Source organism: Bacillus andreraoultii, assembly GCF_001244735.1.
Taxonomy (GTDB): domain Bacteria; phylum Bacillota; class Bacilli; order Bacillales; family Caldibacillaceae; genus Caldifermentibacillus; species Caldifermentibacillus andreraoultii.
Genome location: NZ_LN868935.1, coordinates 144,313 through 168,276 on the forward strand (window position 1 = coordinate 144,313; position 23,964 = coordinate 168,276).

The window sequence follows — 23,964 nt, forward strand, 5'->3', positions numbered from 1 at the left end:
AAAGTTTATGTTCTGTTCAACCATTATTTGAACCATAGAAAACTCACTGTATTATTTTTATCTTACACATATACGGAAAGGATGAAAATAAATTGTATAAAAGAATACATCTAATTGATGGATTACGTGGGTTCAGTTTGCTTGGGATTTTAATAGCGAATATGTTAATTTTCCAATATGGAATTTATGGAATGGAACAAATCGAATTATTACGTCCTTGGGATCGGTTCATGTACGTATGGGTGAAAGTTTTTGTTGAGTCTAGTTTTATGCCAATCTTTTTATTTTTATTTGGCTATTCAATTATTATGTTAAAAGATAAGTTAGAGCGGACGAAAAAAAGAGTAAAATGCCATTTATTCCGCCGATATCTACTCCTCTTAGTTTTTGGTCTCCTCCATTCAATCTTTGTCTGGGAAGGTGATATTTTATTCTCTTACGGGTTTACAGGTCTAATGATGCTCATGTTTGTAAACAGGAAGAAAAAGACGATTATCATTTGGGCAGTTGTATTATTTTTGCTTACTTCTCTTTTTAGTTTTTTACCAGCAGAAGATACACCGGAAGATATGGAAAAATTATCCTCTTATATTGAAAAGGAAAAGGATGTTTACGCGAATGGAACATACTGGGATACGGTTGAATTTCGCAATAGTGGTGAAGATCCATATGACATGCCAGATGCTTTTTACCTTATCATCTTTTTATTCACTCCGATTATTACATGCCCAATGCTGTTGTTTGGCATGTATGCGGCAAAAAGCGGTTGGTTTGCTACGCCTATATTGAAGAGGAAGAATTACCGGAATGGGGCAATCGTCTTTATTACCCTTGGACTACTGTTGAAAAGCATGCAATTTTCAATCCCTTTTTCGGGCAATTTTGGATTCATTACACTAGGAGGACCAATCCTTGCCATTGGGTATATTTTTTTATTTAGTTATTTTTACACGAAGTCTGAACAAAACTTGCTTACCGTATTTGATTATGTTGGCCGAATATCGATGACGAATTATTTAATGCAATCAGTCATTTGTACAACGATTTTTTACGGTTATGGATTGGGGCTTTTTGGTAAACTAGGTGTGTTTAATGCTACTTTTCTTGCACTATTTATTTTCTCCTGTCAAGTGATAGCTAGTTATTTTTATTTAAAACATTGGAAAATGGGGCCTTTCGAAAAGCTAATTCGAATTGGAACCTATTTATCTTGGAAAGGAAACGTAAAGCTAAATAGAAAGGTACATGTCATGGAAACCGGTAAAAGTATAAACAAGGTACAATAAAATAAAACAGTAGGTGAAACTGCTATAAGATTGATATACCTTAGTACATATTCTAAACAACCGTACTAAGGCTTTTTCATTTTACATTGTATGGATTCATCGGTTTTACCACTATAAATTACTTTACAAAATTACTTTGTTTAAGATATATTAGTAAAATATATAAGAAAATTAGTATATTAATCTTTCAACTTTCCCTCAAATTTATACCTACATTTATTACTTTACCAAGTTAACAAATCAAATGCGCCTTAGACTTTGAGATTGGAGGTAAGTTATGGAAATAACTGAAATTTTAGGAAAAATAAATGAATTCTTTTACTCTTATGTTCTTATTATTGTACTCGTTGGAGCTGGGCTATTTTTTACGATTAAAACAAAATTTATCCAGTTCCGGTTAATACCTGATATGTTTCGATTATTGACAGAAAAGGCTACGATAAATTCAAATGGAAAAATAGGTATTTCTTCATTCCAAGCATTTACAATTTCTGCAGCATCTCGGATTGGAACTGGGAATATTGCGGGAGTTGCTACTGCCATCGCTCTCGGTGGACCTGGTGCTGTATTTTGGATGTGGATCATTGCCCTTATTGGTGGAGCTTCTTCTTTAATCGAAAGTACCCTAGCCCAAGTATATAAAGTTAAAGATCGCCACGGTTTCCGAGGTGGTCCAGCTTATTATATGGAAAAAGGGTTAAATAAACGTTGGATGGGAATTTTGTTTGCGGTTGTTATTACCTTAACGTATGGATTTGTTTTTAATGCCGTGCAAGCAAACACAATAACGATTGCATTCGAGGAAAGTTTTGGGATTAATCGAATTGTTCTTGGTATTATTTTATCGCTGTTGACAGCAATTATTGTTTTTGGCGGATTAAAACGAATTGTTCATGTCACTCAAGTCATCGTCCCAGTGATGGCAATCGTTTATATTGGCGTTGCTCTTGTTGTTGTTTTTATGAACATAACGGAAATTCCGCATGTAATTATGCTAATTGTGAAATCTGCCTTTGGTTTGGAAGAAGCTTTTTCTGGGATGGTTGGTGCTGCCGTTATGAACGGAATCAAGCGGGGACTTTTCTCTAATGAAGCAGGGATGGGTTCTGCTCCAAATGCTGCTGCAACGGCCGCCGTTTCCCATCCAGTAAAACAAGGTTTAATTCAAACTCTTGGGGTGTTCATTGATACAATTTTTGTTTGTTCATCAACAGCGGCTATTGTTTTACTTAGTGATGCATACTTACAAGCCGACGCAGCATCTATTAATTTAACCCAACTATCACTAGCTGATAATCTTGGTGATTGGTCTAGTATATTTTTAGCAATAGCGATTCTTATGTTCGCATATAGCACGATTATCGGTAACTATTATTACGGGGAAACAAACATCGGTTTTATTAAAGAATCAAAAACAGCATTGACGGTTTTCCGTATTCTCGCTGTTGCGTTTGTTATGTTTGGATCTGTCGCTAAAGTGAAATTTGTTTGGGATTTAGCAGACCTATTTATGGCAATTATGGCATTAATTAACTTAGTCGCTATTCTTATGTTGTGGAAAGTAGCAAAACCAGTTATTTACGACTATTTAGATCAGCGTAAAAAAGGACTGGATCCTGTATTTAATAAAAATAATGTACCACATATCGGTGAAGTTGAATGTTGGGATGATGAGGAAATTACATTAAAAGATGAGCAATCTATGTAAAAAGATTAGGACCTATTCTTAAGTTGGATAGGTCTTTTTTTAATCAGAATACCAATCTTTTTCAAAAATGTACTTATGTGAAACAGTAGCATTTTTATGAATCTTGTTTCTTTCTCTAACAAATCACTCCAACATTTCGCTTGCCTTTGTTATTTTTTCGACCACTTTTCACGGAATCCTCATCGTTTTCTTCATAGCACTACTCCAGCCCATTTTCACTGAACTTACCAAATTTCGAGCGTATAGAACCCTTCTATAAACCAGTTTTCGCGGAATCTCCATCATTTTCGGCTCATAGAACCCTTCTATGAACCAGTTTTCGCGGAATCTTCATCATTTTCGGCTTATAGACCACTTCTACCAAATAAACCGATTTATGTAGAAATATGTAGATATTTATAAGCGAAATATTTCAAATTTTTAAAGGAAAATTGCTAGTTTAGTAGAAATATATAGTAAATGCAAATTTTGAGGGGTGTATGAAATGGATCGGATTAGTTTTATATCATACGTATTACATCAATCAACGAATGAGAAATTAAAGAAGTTCGCATTAGATTTATTAAACGGTGCCATTACTTTGAGAGAAGTGGAAAGAAAATCACCTTTAGCTGAGGCGGAAATTAAACGTGCTGAAATCTTATATAAAAATGGGGATGTTGATTTTCAATTTGTATACAAGTTTGTTGCAGAAAAGATGAATATCGCCTCGTAATCACTTTTATTAGGAGCTTGTTAAGGAAGAAAACTGAGATACAGAAATTGATTTCATGTGAAAACATGCATAGTTAAACAATTTGGTCAAACGGTCATCTAGAAGAGTTATAAATGCCCAATTGATAAAAAGTACGATTAAACGACAATCTAATATGGTTTAGTAGCATAAAGAAACCTCAGGGACGCTAGAGACTTTAGGCAACCAAGGGACTAGAGTTCGCCGCAAAAAAAGTTTTTTCTGCTGGATGTAATGCTGCTAGAGCCTTCCTTGTACGCTTATCTGTATTGAAAAGTAAAAATTGGAAAATTTATACTTTCCTATTAACTAAAAAAGGATTGTTGCGAATAATTCCCAACAATCCTTTTTACAGAATCAACCTTTAACAGAACCTGCTGTAATACTTTTAATAACATGTTTTTGAGCTGATAGATAGAAAATAATAACCGGTAAGATTGACAATACAAGTAATGCCATAAGTGAACCGTAATCTGTATTACCGTAAGAACCTTGTAAATATTGAATAGCAATCGGAATCGTTTTGTAGTTTGTTCCAAGTAACAAGTATGGAAGTAAGTAGTCATTCCAAATCCACATTGCGTTTAAAATGGCAACTGTTACAGCTGTTGGTTTTAACATTGGAAGGACAATCATAAAGAATGTACGAATTGGTCCACATCCATCGATAATCGCTGCTTCTTCAATTTCAAGCGGAATGGCTTTAACAAATCCCGTAAACATAAATACAGAAAGTCCTGCACCGAATCCAAGATAAACGAGAATAATTCCAACTGGATTATCTAAATGGAGACGGTTTGCAAACCAAGTTAATGTAAACATCACCATTTGGAATGGAACAATCATCGAGAAAACGAACATATAATATAAAAAGTTTGTAAATTTACTTTTCACTCGAACGATATACCATGCTGTCATCGCTGTTAAAAGAACGATAACGATAACAGAAAATATGGTAATAAATAATGATAAACCGAAGCTATTCCAAAAATTAACTGTATTAATTCCTCGAATATAGTTTTCTAATCCGACAAAGGTGGTTGAATTTGGTAATGAAAAAAGATCCTCACTAATATATAGTTTCCCTTTAAATGAGTTAATAAAAATTAGGAATATCGGTGCTAAAAAGACAAGAGCAAGGATAAATAATAAACCTGTTATCATCAAATTTCTTGATTTTTTCTTAGCTGAATCCATTAGTTTTCAACCTCCTTGCGTCTAGTTAATACAACTTGAGTAATCGCAATAATTCCAACTACAAGGAAGAAAACAACCGCCTTCGCTTGACCAACACCTTCCCAGCCCATCCGACTGTAGAACGTTTTGTAAATATCTAGTGCAACCATTGTTGTTGATTCTCCAGGTGCTCCGTTCGTTAACGCTAAGTTTTGGTCAAAAAGTTTAAAGGAGTTTGTTAAGGTAAGGAATAAACAAATCGTTGCTGAAGGCATAACGAGAGGTAATGTTACTTTCCTTAATATTTGGAACCTACTTGCCCCATCGATTTTCGCTGCTTCAATTAATTCAACCGGAACATTTTGAATACCTGCAATATAAATAATCATCATGTAACCAATTAATTGCCAGTTCATCATAATTACAAGACCCATGAATCCATATTTTGCATCAAAAGTAATTGTTAAGTCAAAGTTATATAGGAATGAATTAATAATTGATAACCAAATATAACCAAGAACAATTCCGCCAATTAAATTTGGCATAAAAAATACAGTTCTAAATAAGTTCGTTCCTTTAATTGCACCTGTGAGTAGAAGTGCAAGAAGGAAAGCGAGTACGTTAATTGTAATAACGGACACGATAGTAAATTTAACCGTAAACCATAGTGATGTTAAAAATGAAGTATCGTGAGTAAATGCTGTAATATAGTTTTGCAAGCCAATCCATTTCGCATCTGTAACTGTATTGAATTGAGTAAAAGATAGATAAAGCCCCATAAAAAATGGAATAATGAATGCAATCGTAAATGCTAAAATTGTCGGTAAAGCAAAGATTGGGAAATATTTTTTTAGTGATCTATTCATTGGTAAAATTCACCACACTCTTCTATTAGTTTAACGCTTCACAAATATTCCTAGGTTTTAAAAAAATCCTGTCATTTATAAATAGGAAGCTATTCTCTTTAAAATAGTCTTCCTAGTTCAATCACCTAGGAAGACCATTGTTTAGATTAAAATGTTATTTTATTTCTTAAGTGACATTTCAGATTCCCAAGATTTAATAAATGTATCTACAACAGTGTTCCATTTTTCTTGACCTTGAGCGTAAAGTAATAAGGAATTACCAAACTCATTTTTAAAGTTTTCGCTTGGGAATGAAACGAAATTCCAGTCAACAGCTGTTGTATCTGTATTGTTCATGTCCGCGATTACTGCTTGTGCTAATGGATCTGTTGGAATTTCATCATCACCAAAAGTACTGAATGTTGGGATGAATCCAAATTTATTTACAACGTAATCTTTACCCTTTTCAGAGTTGAACATCCAATCAATAAATTTCTTAGAAGCTTCGATGTCTTCTTTAGAAGCTTTTGCGTTAATTGCTAAGTAGTTTTCAGTACCGATTGCAAGACCTTGTTTTTCTTCACCCTTAACCCCTGTGTAAATTGGTAAGAATCCAATATCTTCAGCTTTTACTACGTTACCGTCAACATTTGAAATTTGGTTCCAAGCCCAGTTACCGTTTTGAACCATTGCAGATTTTCCTAAAGCAAATTCAGCCATTGAATCATCAGTTGTTTTACTTCCAAGTAATGTTGGTTTCACTACAGAGTTATTTATATATAGGTCAAAGATATTTTTATATTGATCTGCATAAGTGAAATCAACTTTATCAAGTTCTTTCACATTTTTATCTCTGTATTCATAGTAAATTGGTAAGTTTGCTGTATGTGTTGTCCATCTCCATTGATCCCCTGAAGCTAGTGATGTAGATGAGAACACACCATCAATACCTAATTCACCTTTTAATTTTGTCATATCTTCTACTACTGCTTTTAAAGCATCAAAGTTTTTAATTTCGTCCATTGATTTATAATCAGTTGATTTTTTAGGAGAAGCGAAATATTTTCCCATGATTGATTTGTTATAGATAATTCCATATCCTTCAACAGCGATTGGAATACCGTAAACACCACCATCTTCACCTTTAATAGCTAAATCTTTATCTAATAACCATTTGTTAAGATCCGTGTCAGATAAATCTAATGTATAGTCTTTCCAGTTTTGATAACCAATTGGTCCGTTAATGAAGAAAATAGTTGGTGCATCAGACTTAGAAATTTCAGCCTTTAATGTGGATTCATACGTACCACCAGCAGCTGTTGTCATTGTTACTTTAATACCTGTTTCTTTTTCAAAGTCTTTAGCCATTTGTTCGATTTGATCAGCAATTTCTGGTTTGAAGTTTAGATAATATACAGAACCTTTTCCATCAGACTTAGAGTCACCACCAGCTGATTCATCTTTCCCACCAGAGCAGCCTGCAAGAATCCCAATTGTAAGGATCATCGCAAAAAATACCATAAACCACTTTTTGTTCATTGAATAGACCTCCCTTTATATTTATATGATCTTACCTACGAAAGCGTTTGCCTTGAAAACAAAGATAAGCTTGCTAAATAATTTTCTAAACTCTACTATCTTTTTAGCTATTCTCTTTACAAATTCATATAGATTAAGGAATAGTATAATTTCCGTTATGTAAAATCAAAAAGATAATATTTAAGAGATTTAGATTTTTAGGGCAAACGTTTTCATAACCAAAATATATCATATGTATAGAAGATGGTCAAGCTTTTATTAAAGGGTTTTCATAAAAAAATAGAGCATCGCACGATTTTAACGTAAAAAACAATTTGTTATCGGTTTTCCTTCATAACATTTGTACTTCTTAATATACCCAATTTTTTAAAATAGATACGAAAAGATTAGGTATAAGCTTTAAACGTATGATTGTGATATAAAAGGTTGTTTGTAAGTGCTCTAGATTAGATTAGATTAAACAGACGCTAGCCTTGTCACAGTTTCCAGATTACGTACGGGACGAATTTTTATACTTCTTATCTAAGAACAACCTTAAGGCAACTAAGAGCCGTAGTTCGCTGAAAAAACTATTTTTCTTTTGTGCGTTCATGCTGCCGAAGCATTCCTTGTAGCAAAAAATAGGGAGTTCCAAAAGAAAAACTCCCTTCTGTATATTCATATTCAATCTTCCAAAGACGGTCTAAAGACCCAGAAACGACTACCAATAAAATTAATACACGTTCCACCGGCTGTAGCTAAAATTTTACTAATTAAAAGAGAAAATCCAAAATTATCTCGAAAAACATAAATCAAACAAAAGGCGGTACTGGATGCAGCTAAGTTGATTAAAAAAAAACGCATGACTTCTTGCATATTTATTTTTTGCTTCACTTGGAATGTCCACGATCGGTTAAAAAGATAACTATTAACCATCCCAGCTGTGTATGAAATGATTTGTGAAAGAAGATAAGGGGTTCTAACTGCTGTTAATAGAAAAAATGTCGAAAAATCAATTAGTGTATTTCCTGCACCAACAGTCGCAAATTTCATTAATGTTATAAGTTTATTCTTGAATTTTTTCATGACTACAACCACTTTACATTCATATTTGGATAGGTAACTTTCCTCCAACTATTTTGATTTTGTCATATTGCGACCAATTGTATACATATTCTTTGTTTAAATTCAAATAATAAACTTGAACGATTATTTTTTACTTTTTATATCTTTTTTTAACGCTTCATACATGACTATTTCATCGTCTTTTATTGATGCAATCATATACAAATCATTACTTGGGGTGATATCTAATAAGAAGCCTTTTAAATCAGCCAACTGTCTAATAAATTCCCTCTGTGTCCTTCCGTTTCTTTCTCTAAAAGGATGCATATAATTCAAATCACATAAGATTTTCCCTAACTCTTTGCAAACGAATTCTTTGGAGTTATTTTTGTTGTTTAGATAAAGTTAAAGTGATTGATTCAGCTGTTCTTCGGCATTGTTAATAAATTGACAAGGTATAAAAGATGTATTCCCTTTATAAATATCGACAGTTCGATATTCTCCCGCCCAATCATACACATCTTGAAACACGAATTTGTGAATTTCTTTTAACTCCATCATAGACAAATTTTTATCTATTTTCTTGTTCCTAAGTTGAGCTAGGCAGATAATTGTAGCCTTTGCTTCAAAAGTTTCTAATTCACTACTACTTCTTAAACCGGTTTTATTTTTCAGCACATTATTTTTAACATCAAAATGTTTATCGGAAAGGTTCATTTTCTTTACCTCAAAAATAAAAATGCTTTTCCGTCAGTTAGAAAAAGCATCCTTATTTATGTTCATATTTTTCTCATGCTGTCTATGATATTCAGCTAATTGTTCTATTGTCATTCTACCATCAAGCACGGCTTTAATATGTTCAACACTTTCTTTTGTTGGTATAAAGCCTTCAATCATAGATGAATGAAGGCTTGCTTTCACCGCTTCAAATTGTTTCCGATCCGTAAATTTCACTCCGCATATTTCCATGAAATCACCTCAGGGTTCTATTATATCACAATAAACCTTAACAATAATGGGTATTTGACAGACGGGATCTACCATTACATAATTATTAGGCTATATGCAAAAAACGAGCACGAACTGACTATATAATTGAAATGTAAAAAAAGACAGGTAGATTCAAAGGGATGGTAAAGGACTAACCTCATCCAAATTATCCCCCGCATAGTGAACTTTCACTACCCAGTTAATCGATAGGTCCATCACATAAAAAAATCGACAAGCCATTATACTTGCCGAAATCGACTTTATCCATATTTAACTTAATAATGTTTCAGGAATTAGTTTGAATCCTTCAATGACCGCATCCTCATCTACTTCAATTAGAATGCAACGTTTGCCCCCAACTGTTACTTGTTTGACATATTTTAAATCTTGAGGAGAAATGGATATATTTGCTACCTTTGTTTCAATCTTAATTGATTTTGGAACGATACTTGTTGCCTTTAGTTCATAATTTTTATCATCAATGACTTTTTGAAAAGCCATTTCAACTTTTTCTGTATCTACTTCGTCTACTCCACTCACTTTTAACACTTGTTCAACATCTTTATAATCTAATTTTGGAATATCTTGTTCCTCATCTTCTTCCATAATCCGATTAATTTCTTCATACACATTCGACAAAGTGGATGAATCGACTTCATCCCCGACGACCTCTTTCACGATTTCCTCAAATACAGCTTTATCATCTTGTGCAGTCATGACTGGTTCAGCATTCAATACATCCTCGATAATATAGTAATTTGGTTGGTTTGCTTTTCCTGCTGAGTAGAGGATATGATTTACATCTGTATAATTTTCAGTGAAGCACGGATACAAAAATCCTGACATTGGGGATGTTAAATTAATAATTGAATCAACAACAATATTTGCTTTAAACTCCATCTCAACAAAATCAAATAGTAGCGATTTTTTCGGTTGCTCCGTTCGATTCATACTACATAAAATGAATGGATGCGTATAAACTGAGTCTCTTGCATTTTCATCGGTTTCTTCATTCGTTTTCTTCGTCGGTTTAAAGTAATCCCCTCGAATAAACGTAATAACGATATCGTAATCGTATTGGACGTCTTTAACCATTTTATCAACAATGTTTAACATTTTCATTTTCCACTCTTCTAAATCATCCGTTTGCAAGCCGTCATAGAGAATCGTTCGGCTATGGTCCTCGGCGTGTTCCTGAAATTTTAATTCAAATAATTTCACATCAAGCTGCCCGGTTAACACTTTTTTGAAGTTTAACATGAACAATTCTTGCTGTTCCCGGTCGAGCAGAGGAAATGGATGATGTTCTTGGTGGAAAATTTCATTACTTTCTTTTCGAATATATACATTAAAAATATCTTTTACTTTAAGAAGATCGTTATCGAGCTTAAATTGTTTGCGGATGTTTGCAATATCTTTTATATTCATAGAATAACACCTACTCTTTCAGTCTACTCTTGTCATTATAAGCAAACTCCACTCGTTTTGGAAAGATAAAAAATTTGTCTTTGGGGAGATTACAAGGATGAACTACCAATCTATAATCAAGTTAGATAAAGGTAAAATTTACCTATTCTATCAATTCGCTCTCTCCAAATTCACTTTTAACTACTTTTAAGGCTGCTGCAATCACTTGATGCATATCAAAATATTTATACATACCTAAGCGGCCTCCAAAGATAATATTTGGACTCTGATTAGCTAATTCTTGATACTTTCGATATTTTTCATTATTTATTTTATCATTCACGGGATAATACGGTTCATCTCCACGTTCCCAAATTTTTGGATATTCTTTCGTAATGACAGTCTTCGCTTGTGTACCAAATTCAAAATGTTTATGCTCGATAATTCGAGTAAACGGTGTTTCAGCATCTGTATAATTAACAACCGCATTTCCTTGATAATTTTCCTGATTGAGAATTTTCGTTTCAAAATGTAAGCTTCTATATTCCAACTCACCAAATTGATAATCAAAAAATTGATCAATCATTCCAGTATAAATAATTTTTGGAAACTCGCGAATATATTCATTTTTATTATCGATAAAATCCGTATTCAGCTCAATATCAATGAATGGATTTGAAAGCATCTTTTCAATAATCTGTGTATAACCACCAATTGGTATCCCTTGGTATTTATCATTAAAGTAATTATTATCATAAGTAAAGCGTACTGGTAACCGTTTAATAATAAATGCTGGTAACTCTGTGGCATTTCTTCCCCATTGTTTCTCTGTATAACCTTTAACTAATTTTTCATAAATATCCGTACCAACTAAAGCAATAGCTTGTTCCTCTAAATTTTTAGGGTTACGAACATTCGCCTTTTTCTTTTGCTCCTCAATTTTTTTCTTTGCTTCTTCTGGCGTTAGAACACCCCACAGTTTATTAAACGTGTTCATATTAAAAGGTAAATTATATATTTCCCCTTTGAAATTTGCAATCGGGCTATTCGTGTACCGATTGAACTCTGCAAATTGATTCACATAGTCCCAAATATCTTTGTTATTTGTATGAAAAATATGGGCTCCATATCGATGTACTTGAATTCCCTCAATTTCCTCAGTAAATATATTTCCACCTATATGCGCTCGTCTTTCAATGATCTTTACTCTTTTTTTACGTTTTGCAGCCTCATAAGCAAATGTACTACCGAATAACCCCGACCCTACGATTAAATAATCATATTGCATACCATCTTTCACACCTTCCCTTGGATCTTTACAACAACTCATTTTATCTATTCAATGATTAGGATAATGCCAACTAAAAAAAACTAAAGACGTTAGAGCCTTCAGCGAAAGTACAGGCTAGATTTCGTCGAAGAAAAAAGAGTTTTTCAGCTTTCATGTAATGCTGCTAGATGCTTCCTTGTTCATTTAAGTGTACAAGGAAAGTAGAAATGTGAAAATTGATACTTTCCTATTAGCTAAAAAAAGCCCTCTATAATCGTCATAGAGAGGCACAAGAAGTCCGAAATCATTTAGAAATTCTTAGTTAAAACCTACAATTTTTTGGGATATCTTATAGGCACCAACAGATATTTTTCGTCCAGCTCTACCTGGTAAATTAATCAGTTTTCCTAGCATTCCATATCTAAGATTTTGATATAATTCCATGTCTTTATTTTTAATATAATTCCATAGTTCGGTTCTCTTCTTAAGATTCTCTTGAGTGCCAGAGCGAATAAGCATAATTGCAGAAATAACCGTTACAATTTCTAAATGGTTAAGTAAATATTGGCGAAGTTTTTCATTCTCGATATTCGCTAAATTTACTTGTTCAATCATAAGCTTATTTACCTTAATTTGCTGGTCAATTCTTTCTATCATTACCTTTTCATTCACAGATTGATCTTCTCTTCCAATAAAATATCGATAGAAATCTGCATTAATATAAATCATTCTCTTAACATGTTCTAGCGGTTTATAGACAAATAGATTATCAACATAAAAAGTGTGTTTTGGAAGTTTTAATCCGCATTCTCTAAGTAGTTCCGTTTTATAAATAATGGAATGCATCATAATATATTGTCCTTTACGAAATTGGCCAATCCCATCCCATGTAAATATCGAATCTTGAGGGAAAACATTTTCGTATTTCATAACCTTCTTATGCTTTTTCCCTTCTTTTTCAAAAACGAAATTACTAATTATCATATCAACGTTGGCATTTTGTTTTAATAACATTTTTAACTTTTTTAATACTATTGTATACGCCTCATAATCAACCCAGTCGTCACTATCAACTACTTTAAGATAGACTCCAGAAGCATGGCAAATCCCCGTATTCACAGCACCGCCATGTCCACTGTTTTCCTGGTGTATTACCTTTACAATTGTCGGATATTTTGTAGCATAATCATTGGCGATCGTTGCTGTGTTATCCCGGGATCCATCATTAATTATCAGTAACTCTACATCTTCTCCCCCGGGTAAAAGAGAGTCTATGCATTTATTCATATATTCCTGCGAGTTATAACATGGAATAATAACTGATAATAATTTCATTTATCTACACTACCTTTACAAAAATCTATTTTTCAGGTTCACTTTTAAATATAACCTTAAATATTGGGAAAAACACCCAGAATGAAATCGCACTATTAATAATCATTGTAATCACATCGGCAGTTGTTTCACCTGCACTGCCCCATCCCCATGTATTCATGAGTAAATTATAAATAGGAGCTTTATAGAATCCTTGTGCTGTTGCGGCACCAATTGTTATTAATATATAGGCAACTACGTACCAAAAAGCCGCTTTCCATACATTACTATTAGACTTAAAAGTAATATTTCTTTGCGCGAAAAAATTAATAACTTGTGCAATCCCAATCGTGATTTGAACAGCAAGGAAATAGGCAAGACCTCCACCACCACCGGAAGATAAAGATCCCGCTCCATAATCAAATACATAATAGGGACTACCATCGAAATTATGACCAAATTGCATAATTTGAAAATTAGTATCTACTAAAGATGTATGACCAAATATCCCTTTAAATACAGGCATGAGAACCAATTGCAAAACGGTTATGCCGTTGCTTAACATAAAAAACACAAGAAATTGAGCGATATTCGGATGCTTATCTTTATATTTTACCCACAGGTCTATCATCCCTGCAATAGGTTTTTTCTGTTTAATTTTTTCTGTTTCCATTATTACATCTCCTTAATTACTTCTGACTGCCCAATTTCTATCTTTGATTGTTTAATCATTTTCTTCCTTTCCTTTAGAAAATGATTGACCCCTTTAAAAAAGTGTCCATTAACAATCATTAAAATTCCATCTAACATCGGCATATTAATGATTCCACCAGTCATTCTGGCAACTCCTCGAAAAGGCATATGATAGACAGACATCATAATTAAGTTAGCGGTACTTCTTTTACCAATTTTTCGTAAAAACCAATAGGTAAAATTAATTAAGTGGTAAGCAAATCTAGCAAATCCACCTTTCGCATATTGACACTGTGCAATTGTGTCATTGTACCCAAGCGGCTTAGAACGATCCCATTTTGATTCAGGAACTTTTCTTCCAAGTAATTGCTCAAACTCTTTCTTACTAACACTATTTACTTTGCCAGAGTAATAGGATGGCAATTGTTCATTTGAATATGGAAGTGGTGCTTCAGTTCCTTGGATATTAATTGTATCCTTTAATCTTATATCTGAACTTGATGCACCGATTAGCATTTCATATTGTCCCATTTCTATTTCCCATTGATTCGTTTTAATATTAAAATAGCGAAATGTTTTATCATCAAATGAAATGGTTACAGTTTTCGTTTCCCCTGGATTTAGAAAAACTTTTTTAAATCCTTTTAATTCCTTATTCGGTCTGAAAATCGATTTAGATGTACAACGAACATATAGTTGTGCAACTTCCATTCCAGCTAGCTTCCCAGTATTCGTTATGTTAAATGTGACTCCATCTTGATTCACACATAAATTGGAATAGGAAAAGGTTGTATAGCTTAATCCATAGCCAAATGGGAATAATACAGGGACATCGGCCGTATCATAATAGCGATAACCAATATAAGGACCTTCGCGATATTCGACACTTACTTCTTTACCAGGAAAATAATGATAAGAAGGTGTATCTTCGTAGTGTAGCGGATAAGTTTCTGCCAATTTCCCCGATGGATTCACTTTTCCAGTTATAACGTTCAGTATCGCTTTTGCACCAGCTTGGCCGCTTAAATAACCGTGAACCAATCCTTTTACCTTATCAATCCAAGGCATTTCGACAGCAGAGCCGCATGAAAGTACGGCAACAATATTTGGATTTACTTCATATAATTCATTTAATAAATCAACTTGGTTTGCAGGAATCTGCATATTTTGACGGTCTAATCCTTCTGCTTCTGTTACTTCATCCAATCCAATATATAAAAGAACGACATCTGCCTGTCTTGCAAGTTCACATGCCTTTTCTATTTTTTTCTTATTTTTCTTCCCGTAGCGTTCAAACCCCGGCTCATATCCGATTATTTTAATACCCGAATCGTCTAAACAATCCACCGTATGACTTAGCTTAGTTGGATTTACAATAGATGACCCTGCTCCTTGATATCTAGCCTCTTCTGCAAAATCTCCAATTACGGCAACTTTTTTATCTTTTTTAAGTGGTAAAACATTTTCTTCATTCTTTAATAGTACGATTGACTCTTCCGCAACATTTTGGGCCATTTGATGATGGTCCGTTTCATCAAAATCATGATGTGGTTTGCCAAATACTTCCTCCGTTGTGAAAATAAGTTCTAGTAATCTGTCTACACATTCGTCTAAAACTTCTTCTGCAATTTCTCCATTTTTAATTGCCTCGATAATTTCTCTATCTGTTTCTCCATTTGTCGTCGGCATTTCTAATTCATTCCCTGCCAGTAAACCTTGAACACGGTCATTATTACCGCCCCAATCCGTGACAACAACACCATCGAATCCCCACTCATCACGAAGGATTTCTCTCATTAAATGCATATTCTCATTTGTATGTGTTCCATTTAACATATTATAAGAAGACATGACGGTTTTCGTTTTTCCTTCTTTTATGGCAATTTCAAAAGCTGTTAAATAAATTTCCCGAAGTGTCCGTTCATCAACAATCGTATCAATAACCATCCGTCTTTCTTCTTGATTGTTTACCGCAAAATGCTTTACACAAGCAGATACTCCATTTGATTGAATTCCGCGGATCAAACCGGCTGCCATTTTCCCAGCAAGATACGGATCTTCACTATAATATTCAAAATTCCGCCCACATAACGGATTTCTCTTCATATTAATCCCTGGACCTAATAAAACATTGACCTTTTGAGCAACTGCCTCTTTTCCTAGATATTGACCCATTTTTTCAACTAGTTCCTCATTCCAACTATTCGCAACAGTTGCAGCTGTTGGGTAACAAGTTGCTGGAATACTTTCATTTAAGCCCAGATGGTCCGCTGCAGCTGCTTGTTTCCGAATCCCGTGAGGACCGTCTGCAAGAAACATACTAGGAATACCAAGTCGGTCAATGTTTTCCGATTGCCAAAAGTCTTTTCCAGACATGAGAGAGGCCTTTTCTTCTAGGGTCATTTTCTGTATTAATTCTTTATACTTCATAATAAATACCTCTTTTTTATTACAGCGGTACTCCAAATAAAGTACCGCTGTAATTAATATTTAAATTAAATGATGTGATTTTGATAAAACTTACGCTGCTTCTACTTCACCTTTCTTCTTACTTTTACGGAAAGTTAAGAAGAAACCAATTCCGATACCAAAAGCAACAAGAACGTCAACACCAATCGTGATTTTAATCCAGGTAGGAGTTTCTGAACTCATTGGACTATCAATTGCACTACTATTTGCAACGGTATACAAGATATTATGTGCAGCATCTCTCATTGCCCATAAAGTATCTTTACTATCCTTATTAACTTCTGGTACACCAACAGGCGCAGCACCAGTTAGATATAAGTCATTACCATTTCGTACACCTAATTCAAAGTCCATATATGGATAGGCGTTTATCATATAAAAGTCTGTTTCAACTAAACCTGTGAATCCCCATTCATTGCGAAGTATTTCTTTTAATAACGCTGAACTTGCACCTGCCCACGTATTACCAATACTGTTAAAGGAAGACATCACTGCATTTGCTCCACCTTCTTTAACGGCAATTTCAAATGGTTTTAAATAGATTTCACGTACAGTTTGTTCATCAGCCCAAGTTAATACACCATTATTTCTGTTCGTTTCTTGGTCGTTTAAAGCATAATGCTTCATATAAACATATCCACCAGTGCTTTGATATCCCTTTGTAACAGCTGCTGCCATCACACCAGATAGATAACCATCTTCTGAATAATATTCGAAATTCCTTCCAGAAAATGCAGTACGATGAATATTCATAGCAGGAGCATACCAACCAGTTACTCCGTAGGCTTGTGCCTCAGCCCCAATACTTTCACCCATTTGTTTTGCTAGTTCTACATTCCATGTTGAAGCAAGCATAACTTCTGCAGGAAAAGCAATACCAGATTGTCCATTCGCAGCCATATTCATATTATTAATTGCTGCTGGTCCATCATAATCTAACGTAGCTGGTTTACCGACAGATTCGATTTCAACTGTTCTATATCCTCCGAGAGTTGTAATATTCATTAAATCATCAACCGTTAATTGATCAAGTAATTTATCCCAACTTTCGTCATTATAATCAACACCAGCATATTCTTTAAGTACTTTTCCATTATCTGCCCCTGTTACAGGTGCTTTTTCATGAGTATCTTCTGGAATATCATAGCGCTTACCGTTTATGAAATTAACAAAATCTGATTTTATTAATTTTCCTGTAACTGTCTTCGTCTTGCCATCAGCATCTTTAACCGTATAAGATTTATCTTGTGTAATTACCTTATCTAGATTAGCAAAACCATCGGCTCTGGAAAGAACAGTTGTTAAACTTCCATCTCCTGTCAGTTCGTTATCAAGCTGATTGACTGCAACTTGCTTATCAGAAGAACGACCATCTTTATCATAGACTACTTGCGTGAGTTCTTTTGAAGCTACATCGGCAATTTTTTCATGGGAGTCTTTCATAATCATTAGATTATATTTACCAGCTTCTAGAACATATCCACCATTACTTGTAAAAACTTTATTTGAATCATAAGAAGCCATATCTTCTACCTTAAATGATAGCTTAACAGTTTCTGATTCACCCGGTTTAATCTCGCCTGTCTTGGCAAATGCTGCAAGGACTTCAGAAGGTTTTTCAATCTTCCCTGTATAAGGTGCTGAATAATATAGTTGAACAACTTCTTTTCCTTCTAATGAACCCGTATTCGTAACTTTTACCTCAACAGAAATATTTTCATCATCCCAAACTAAACTATTAGGAACAACTTCTTGACTAAATTCTGTGTAACTTAAACCATAACCGAACGGGTACACCACTTCTTCATCATAGTTTATCGCACCCTCTTGAGCAGCTGTTTCATAGAAACGATATCCTAAATAAACCCCTTCTTTATAATCAACATAATTTAAATTCACTTTTTGTTTATCAGTAGCGATTGAATACGAATTATCTCCATTTTCGACTACATAATACTGATCTCCAAAACTACTCATTGCAGGGTTTTTCATTAAATCGGCTGTATAAATATCTACAGTTCTTCCAGACGGGTTAACTTGACCAGAAAGAACTTTTCCAAGTGATGCAAATCCATTTTGTCCTGGTCCAGCAATATTAATCACACTTTTTATTTGTTTGTAATCTTTTAGCCAACCAAGCTCAAAAGTATTATTGCTATTTACAACTAGAACAACATTATCAAAATTCTTTGTAACTGCTTCAATCATACCTTTCTCGCGATTACTTAATTCTAAGTAATGCTTACTTGCATCAAGGTCATCTTTATTCCCGTATCTTACACCAGAAGCGCCAAATGGTCCTCCTTTAGGATCAAAAGTATCTTTACCATCTAAACTTGTCGGAAGATCGGCACCTTCACCACCAGAACGTGCAATAAAGATAATAGCAGTATCAGAAAAATCCTTTGCTTGCTTCATTCTTTCATTTGTATAAAATTCTTTAGGATCTGGTTCTGGTATTGTCCAATCTTGGCCATCCATCCCTACCAAAGGTCTTTCACTACGAGTTGAAACATAGTCATTATATAATTCATCATTTACTTCAAATCCAGCCGCTTCAAGACCAGCTTTTGGTGTGACAGCAGTAGAGGCATCTGAAGCACCTGAACCCGTACCACCATAAATTGGGTTTGTAAAACTCCATCCAAATACATTTACTTTCGTCTTATTTTCTTTTGAGGTCTGAATTGGAAGAGTGTTATCATTGTTTTGAAGAAGCACAACACCTTCGTCCGATATTTTTTCCGCTAATTTCGTGGAAGATTCACGTGCAGCAACTGCTTCCTTACTATCCATATCTATGGTAGAAAAATATGCCGAGATAACATCAGAAAAATGATATAATGCAATGTTTGCTCCGATGGCTATTACCAGTAAAACAGATAGTACTGACCTCCAAATTATGCGAGATCTTTTCTTATTCTTCTTTTTACCCATGTACTTACTCCTCCTCACTAGTTAAAGCACTCTAAATATGTGAAAGATAATATGAATAAAGAACGAAATGATTTGATTCTGCTTTATGAAAAAATAAAGCGACTTCATTTTTTAAAAAAATATTCCAGTTCTTTTAGGCTAGCCTTTCCTTTCTCATATTTAACATTTTTATAGTAACATAGATTTATTCCTAAAAATTTTACTTGCATAAACTGTATGTTTTTTCGCACAAACTGTAAAAGCGTTTTCTTTTTAGGTCCACCAAACTGTAGTAGTGACAAATTGGGGTTGATCTACTCAATATTCTCCGTTTATCTCTATCAACAAATTCAAAATGATTTAACCGTTCATCACAAAAAGCACCTCCAGTAATAAATGATAGGAGGTGCATATCGATATAATATCAGTAATAAAAAGGGACAAAACTATAAAAAGAAAAGCTCATTTAGAAAGTTCCTCGAATGGATCCAATTCAACTTTTTTAAATTTATCAACCTGTCTATTTAAATCATCGACAGTTTCCCAATTTCTCGAAGATTCATCAGAAATTAACGTGATCGAATTTAATAACATTGAAGTATCGTCACTTGATTGAACCGTTACTTTAACACTTTCATCAATGGCTAATGAAATTTCTTGAATACCTTCTGCCATATTATTTGCGATTTCCTTCAAATCATCGGACTTCTCTTGATAGCGAATTAACATATTGTTTATTGTATCACTATTTTCCTTATATTTATTTGCAATTTGAACAGAAAGACCATAATCAGGTATCACCTTTTTGTCTAAATAGGTCATCAGTTTTCTCGCATTCATAACTAAATCATCTACGGACTGAATGACAATTGTATTTATTCCTTGAATATGACTTGCTATCTCTCCTGTACTTTCTGATAGTTTCCTAATCTCCTCCGCAACTACTGCAAATCCATTACCTGACACTCCTGCTCTAGCTGCCTCAATGGATGCATTTAATGCAAGTAAGTTCGTTTGTTTCGAAATCTCTAAAATATTTACCGTGAGTTCATTTATTCTTTTTACTGAGCGGCTATTCTCTATAGACAAATTCATTGATTTGTGAATATCTTTCAGAACATCGTCTACCTGTTTTCTACTATTTATCATTTGAACTTGAAATTCTTCTGCCTGTTCAACTACATTGCTAATATGGCTTAAATTTTCTTTACCATCATTAGCGATTTCATTGGACGCAGATAAAACTTTTTCAGCGCCATAATTGAAAGTCTGAATGGTACTACTTATTTCTTCCATACTAGCGGTTAATTCCTCCAATCTAGCAGAAATGCTAGATGTAGAGTCTTTACAAGCGAATATTTGGTTACGAACATTTTCGGTAGATTGATAAATCGAAGTTGAACCATTTTTAATGGCTATCATGACATTTTGTAATGTATCTAGAAAATGATTAATGCCTTTAACCATCTGCCCAACTTCATCTTCAGATTGATATTCAAGGCGAACTGTTAGATCACCTTCACTATTTTCAAGTTTCTGAATGATAGTGTTTAAGCTCTTTGTTGAACGTTTTAATGGTGATATGATTGTCTTTTTGGAAATCCAAAAAGCAATGGCAACTGCTGTTATAAAAATCACACCCATCACCCAAATAATAATCGTTGATCGATAAACTCTAGAATGTATAAGATCTCCTTCATGTTTTAAACTTTTGTCTAAAACCTTTTGGAAATCATTTTCTGTCGCGTCCATTTTTTCTAATAGTGACTCATATAATGTATATTTATCTTTTACTGATGTGAGATTTCCGTTTGCCATATCATTTGCAATACTCGTTGCTTGGTCTAAAAATTTTTGCGTATTCTCTAAATAAGGTTTGAATGCAATGCGAAGGTCATCATTCATCGATTTCTTTGAAAAACCATCACTTATATTTGCGATTATATTCATGCTGTTACTTACTTTTTCAATACTCGTTTGTAACTGTTCAATTACTTCATTTTGGTCATTCTCTGAATCTTGAATATAGGAATCAATGGATAACTTAATATTTCCTATTTCCTTAGCTATGATTACCTGTTCACTTTCTACTTTTATAAGGTAGTCTGAAAATAGAGAGGATGATAATTGGACCTGACTATTCGTAATTCCACTTATTACTGTATTAAATATAAAAAGACTTAGTAAGAAAATGAGTATAATTAAAATTCTGTATGCAATCGATTTACGCAATTATGTTTACCCCCATTATTATGAAATGCGTCTTGGCGTATTTGATTAAATCTTAGTTCCATGTTATCATGTTTTTTTCTTAGTCATGTTACCTAGCATGAACTGTTTGTTTTATTGCATAAACTGTAAAAGCGCTTTCTATAAGAAAAAGGCTTGTATTGACAAATTTGTCAATACAAGCCTTGAACTCTTAGTTTTTCATAGGTATTAAAACCTTCAACTCAAACCAATTGTCTTTTTCTCCCACATTTACGACTCCACCATATTTCTGGACCGTGTAGCGAATACTTTTCAATCCATAACCATGATTAAATGTGTCCTTCTTTGTCGTTGCTGGCAAGTCTCCTTCAATGGTTAGTTTCCCTTCAAAATAATTTTCAAAGCGAATCATTAAAAATCCTTTTTGGGCAAACACAGATACATGGATTAACCTTTTTTCCTTTTCTGCAATTTGTTGCTCATATTCAATTGCATTATCTAAAGCATTTCCGAAAATCGTACAAATATCAACTACATCCATAAAATGAAGCAGAGTTCCATCTGCTACACAAGTTAATGTAATTCCATTTTTAATACAGTTTATATTTTTACTAGCTAACAATGTATCTAATACATGATTGCCTGTTTTATGTTGTGCCTCGTAAAATTTTATATCATTTTCCATCTTCGTTAAGTAAGCATTTCTTTTCTCAGGGTCTTCTTCCGCTTTAAGGGCAATAATTTGATTCTTTAAATCATGGTACTTATAATTAATCATTTCGATACTTTCTTTCGATTGCTGATATTGAACATATTGATTTTGTAAAATATTTTGCACAGCTTTCAATTCATATCTGATTCGTAATTCGTTTAATTGAATATGATAGGCATATAGAATCGCAAATCCACCTAAATCTACTAAAGTACGAATATTAAATATTTCTTGCGCATACTGGCCACTAAACGGTGTTCTTGTTGTTATAAAACTTAAGTTACTTATACTAAATACCGCTACACCTATAAGGACAGTTGACCACAATTCACGTTGTCTAATATTCAATTTGCCTTCAACTGGTACGTGACGTTTTTCAAGTAACCAAATAATGAAAAAGGATAATCCATAAATCGTAAATAAGAGAGTCATTTCATCTATTACATGACTGTTCGTCGTATTCCAAAAATAAAAATGAACTTGCCATTCCAAAGAGGCCATGAGTTCTGCTGCGACAAATGCTCGAATACTAAAATAACCAGCTTCCGTCATTGTTATATCACACATCATATATATATATAGAAGCATCATCCCGATAGCCAAAATCATACATGGTATCCAAAAAGCAATAGGCAAATCTTTTGTAACAACTAGAAACACAGATTGGACAACAAGCGCAATCCCGGATATAACAACGAACTGCCATCCAGTAATTTTCTTTTTTAAAATCGAAATGTAAATCATGCATGCAAGCCATTCCGCTAGAGCAGTATAATATCGCGGAATATCTGGGAGGACATCAGTCACTTGATCACCTCACCCCAATAATTCGCTAACGCTTCCATAAATACTTTTCGTTTCGGACGGCTTACAAGTAGTTCATTTCCTTTAACAATCGCACAGTTTTCGTTCATTCCTTCTACATGTTCTAAATTTACTAAGTACCCTTTATGAGCACGAAAAAAATGATACGCGGATAATTGTTTCTCTAGCTCTTTCATCGTTCCTATTGTATGAAAATCTTCTTCTTTTGTATAAAAAATCAAATCATGCCCTAAACTTTCAACATAATAAATCTCAGATACAATAAAACGTCTAAACCCTCCCCCTTTTACTTTAATTGTTAAATATTGAGTTTCTCTTCTTTTCATTCTCTCAACTGCTCGGTTTAAACGTTCAGAAAATTGAAAGTATGATATCGGTTTCAAAATATAATCAAGCGCATCTACTTCATATCCTTTTATTGCATACTGTGCCAAATTCGTTATAAAAATAATGACAACTTCTGAATCGATTTTCCTAATTTCTTCAGCTGCAGACATTCCATCCATAAAGTTCATTTGGATATCCATTAAAATGATATCGAATTGGGCTTGATAATTTTCTACAATTTCATCACCATCAGAAAAAGTATCTATTTTTAAAGTTTCAGAACGTTCTTGTTCAAACTCTTTAAGGTATTCTATTAATTGTTCTTTATAAACGGTTTCATCTTCAACGATAGCAATTCGAATCATTTTACCTCCTCGTAGACTAACCAACTTGTGATAATGTCTACCTTCCTTTGAAAGTTTTTCACACATCTAAATGACTATAAGGCCAAATTCCAATCAATTCAAGTTAAATGAATAGATTAGATCATCTATTCAAC

19 protein-coding genes are annotated in these 23,964 nt (G+C 33.7%); 3 read left to right on the plus strand and 16 right to left on the minus strand.

Features of this window, described 5'->3' with window-relative positions; translation table 11 throughout:
• The first annotated feature begins 92 nt into the window (after positions 1–92).
• From BN2144_RS01085 to BN2144_RS01095, 3 genes are all read left to right on the plus strand, one after another.
• Complete coding sequence (locus BN2144_RS01085) at positions 93–1,286, plus strand: DUF418 domain-containing protein (protein WP_033826516.1); 1,194 nt, start codon at positions 93–95, stop codon at positions 1,284–1,286.
• A gap of 277 nt (positions 1,287–1,563) precedes the next feature.
• Positions 1,564–2,994 (plus strand): alanine/glycine:cation symporter family protein, encoded by a 1,431-nt coding sequence (locus BN2144_RS01090; RefSeq protein WP_033826517.1) that lies wholly within the window; start codon positions 1,564–1,566, stop codon positions 2,992–2,994.
• Positions 2,995–3,478: 484 nt separating this feature from the next.
• Positions 3,479–3,709 (plus strand): hypothetical protein, encoded by a 231-nt coding sequence (locus BN2144_RS01095; RefSeq protein ID WP_033826518.1) that lies wholly within the window; start codon positions 3,479–3,481, stop codon positions 3,707–3,709.
• Positions 3,710–4,084: 375 nt separating this feature from the next.
• Here the strand turns inward: BN2144_RS01095 and BN2144_RS01100 are convergent, their stop codons facing one another.
• From BN2144_RS01100 to BN2144_RS01170, 16 genes are all read right to left on the minus strand, one after another.
• Positions 4,085–4,924, minus strand: a complete 840-nt coding sequence (locus BN2144_RS01100) for a carbohydrate ABC transporter permease (RefSeq protein WP_033826519.1) — start codon at positions 4,922–4,924, stop codon at positions 4,085–4,087.
• Positions 4,924–5,769: a carbohydrate ABC transporter permease gene (locus tag BN2144_RS01105; RefSeq protein ID WP_033826520.1), complete on the minus strand. Its 846-nt coding sequence runs from the start codon at positions 5,767–5,769 to the stop codon at positions 4,924–4,926. Before BN2144_RS01105 ends, BN2144_RS01100 begins: the two co-directional genes overlap by 1 nt.
• A gap of 159 nt (positions 5,770–5,928) precedes the next feature.
• On the minus strand, positions 5,929–7,287 hold the full coding sequence (locus BN2144_RS01110) for an ABC transporter substrate-binding protein (protein ID WP_033826521.1): 1,359 nt from the start codon (positions 7,285–7,287) through the stop codon (positions 5,929–5,931).
• Positions 7,288–7,950: 663 nt separating this feature from the next.
• Complete coding sequence (locus BN2144_RS01115) at positions 7,951–8,352, minus strand: GtrA family protein (RefSeq protein ID WP_033826522.1); 402 nt, start codon at positions 8,350–8,352, stop codon at positions 7,951–7,953.
• Positions 8,353–8,475: 123 nt separating this feature from the next.
• Entirely contained in the window at positions 8,476–8,658 is a 183-nt protein-coding gene (locus BN2144_RS20690; RefSeq protein WP_051987012.1) for a hypothetical protein, read from the minus strand.
• Between the two features lie 78 nt (positions 8,659–8,736).
• The gene (locus BN2144_RS20695; protein WP_050632160.1) at positions 8,737–9,048 is read right to left on the minus strand and encodes a Fic family protein; all 312 of its coding nucleotides are present in this window, start codon (positions 9,046–9,048) and stop codon (positions 8,737–8,739) included.
• Positions 9,049–9,081: 33 nt separating this feature from the next.
• On the minus strand, positions 9,082–9,300 hold the full coding sequence (locus BN2144_RS01125) for an antitoxin VbhA family protein (protein WP_033826523.1): 219 nt from the start codon (positions 9,298–9,300) through the stop codon (positions 9,082–9,084).
• 291 nt (positions 9,301–9,591) lie between these two features.
• Complete coding sequence (locus tag BN2144_RS01130) at positions 9,592–10,749, minus strand: DUF4317 domain-containing protein (RefSeq protein ID WP_033826524.1); 1,158 nt, start codon at positions 10,747–10,749, stop codon at positions 9,592–9,594.
• Positions 10,750–10,891: 142 nt separating this feature from the next.
• Positions 10,892–12,058 (minus strand): UDP-galactopyranose mutase, encoded by a 1,167-nt coding sequence (gene glf / locus BN2144_RS01135; RefSeq protein WP_230199676.1) that lies wholly within the window; start codon positions 12,056–12,058, stop codon positions 10,892–10,894.
• Positions 12,059–12,316: 258 nt separating this feature from the next.
• A complete protein-coding gene (locus BN2144_RS01140; RefSeq protein WP_033826526.1) occupies positions 12,317–13,333 on the minus strand; it encodes a glycosyltransferase family 2 protein in 1,017 nt (338 codons plus the stop codon).
• Between the two features lie 25 nt (positions 13,334–13,358).
• Entirely contained in the window at positions 13,359–13,985 is a 627-nt protein-coding gene (locus tag BN2144_RS01145) for a hypothetical protein (RefSeq protein WP_230199678.1), read from the minus strand.
• A gap of 2 nt (positions 13,986–13,987) precedes the next feature.
• Positions 13,988–16,435, minus strand: coding sequence for a glycoside hydrolase family 3 C-terminal domain-containing protein (locus BN2144_RS01150; protein ID WP_033826527.1), 2,448 nt, complete (start codon positions 16,433–16,435; stop codon positions 13,988–13,990).
• Positions 16,436–16,525: 90 nt separating this feature from the next.
• Positions 16,526–19,411, minus strand: coding sequence for a glycoside hydrolase family 3 N-terminal domain-containing protein (locus BN2144_RS01155; RefSeq protein WP_050632161.1), 2,886 nt, complete (start codon positions 19,409–19,411; stop codon positions 16,526–16,528).
• Between the two features lie 441 nt (positions 19,412–19,852).
• Positions 19,853–21,340, minus strand: coding sequence for a methyl-accepting chemotaxis protein (locus BN2144_RS01160; RefSeq protein WP_407637997.1), 1,488 nt, complete (start codon positions 21,338–21,340; stop codon positions 19,853–19,855).
• A 472-nt stretch (positions 21,341–21,812) separates the two neighbouring features.
• On the minus strand, positions 21,813–23,120 hold the full coding sequence (locus BN2144_RS01165; RefSeq protein ID WP_033826529.1) for a sensor histidine kinase: 1,308 nt from the start codon (positions 23,118–23,120) through the stop codon (positions 21,813–21,815).
• On the minus strand, positions 23,117–23,830 hold the full coding sequence (locus BN2144_RS01170; protein ID WP_033826530.1) for a LytR/AlgR family response regulator transcription factor: 714 nt from the start codon (positions 23,828–23,830) through the stop codon (positions 23,117–23,119). The genes BN2144_RS01165 and BN2144_RS01170 overlap by 4 nt, the downstream gene beginning before the upstream one ends.
• Positions 23,831–23,964: the final 134 nt, after the last annotated feature.

Bases quoted from the DNA above. Each gene is read 5' to 3' on its own strand.
- BN2144_RS01090 (WP_033826517.1), top strand. From the start codon at position 1,564: ATGGAAATAACTGAAATTTTAGGAAAAATAAATGAATTCTTTTACTCT.
- BN2144_RS01095 (WP_033826518.1), top strand. From the start codon at position 3,479: ATGGATCGGATTAGTTTTATATCATACGTATTACATCAATCAACGAAT.
- BN2144_RS01100 (WP_033826519.1), bottom strand. From the start codon at position 4,924: ATGGATTCAGCTAAGAAAAAATCAAGAAATTTGATGATAACAGGTTTA.
- BN2144_RS01105 (WP_033826520.1), bottom strand. From the start codon at position 5,769: ATGAATAGATCACTAAAAAAATATTTCCCAATCTTTGCTTTACCGACA.
- BN2144_RS01110 (WP_033826521.1), bottom strand. From the start codon at position 7,287: ATGAACAAAAAGTGGTTTATGGTATTTTTTGCGATGATCCTTACAATT.
- BN2144_RS01115 (WP_033826522.1), bottom strand. From the start codon at position 8,352: ATGAAAAAATTCAAGAATAAACTTATAACATTAATGAAATTTGCGACT.
- BN2144_RS20690 (WP_051987012.1), bottom strand. From the start codon at position 8,658: ATGCATCCTTTTAGAGAAAGAAACGGAAGGACACAGAGGGAATTTATT.
- BN2144_RS20695 (WP_050632160.1), bottom strand. From the start codon at position 9,048: ATGAACCTTTCCGATAAACATTTTGATGTTAAAAATAATGTGCTGAAA.
- BN2144_RS01125 (WP_033826523.1), bottom strand. From the start codon at position 9,300: ATGGAAATATGCGGAGTGAAATTTACGGATCGGAAACAATTTGAAGCG.
- BN2144_RS01130 (WP_033826524.1), bottom strand. From the start codon at position 10,749: ATGAATATAAAAGATATTGCAAACATCCGCAAACAATTTAAGCTCGAT.
- glf (WP_230199676.1), bottom strand. From the start codon at position 12,058: ATGAGTTGTTGTAAAGATCCAAGGGAAGGTGTGAAAGATGGTATGCAA.
- BN2144_RS01140 (WP_033826526.1), bottom strand. From the start codon at position 13,333: ATGAAATTATTATCAGTTATTATTCCATGTTATAACTCGCAGGAATAT.
- BN2144_RS01145 (WP_230199678.1), bottom strand. From the start codon at position 13,985: ATGGAAACAGAAAAAATTAAACAGAAAAAACCTATTGCAGGGATGATA.
- BN2144_RS01150 (WP_033826527.1), bottom strand. From the start codon at position 16,435: ATGAAGTATAAAGAATTAATACAGAAAATGACCCTAGAAGAAAAGGCC.
- BN2144_RS01155 (WP_050632161.1), bottom strand. From the start codon at position 19,411: ATGGGTAAAAAGAAGAATAAGAAAAGATCTCGCATAATTTGGAGGTCA.
- BN2144_RS01160 (WP_407637997.1), bottom strand. From the start codon at position 21,340: ATGAATATAATCGCAAATATAAGTGATGGTTTTTCAAAGAAATCGATG.
- BN2144_RS01170 (WP_033826530.1), bottom strand. From the start codon at position 23,830: ATGATTCGAATTGCTATCGTTGAAGATGAAACCGTTTATAAAGAACAA.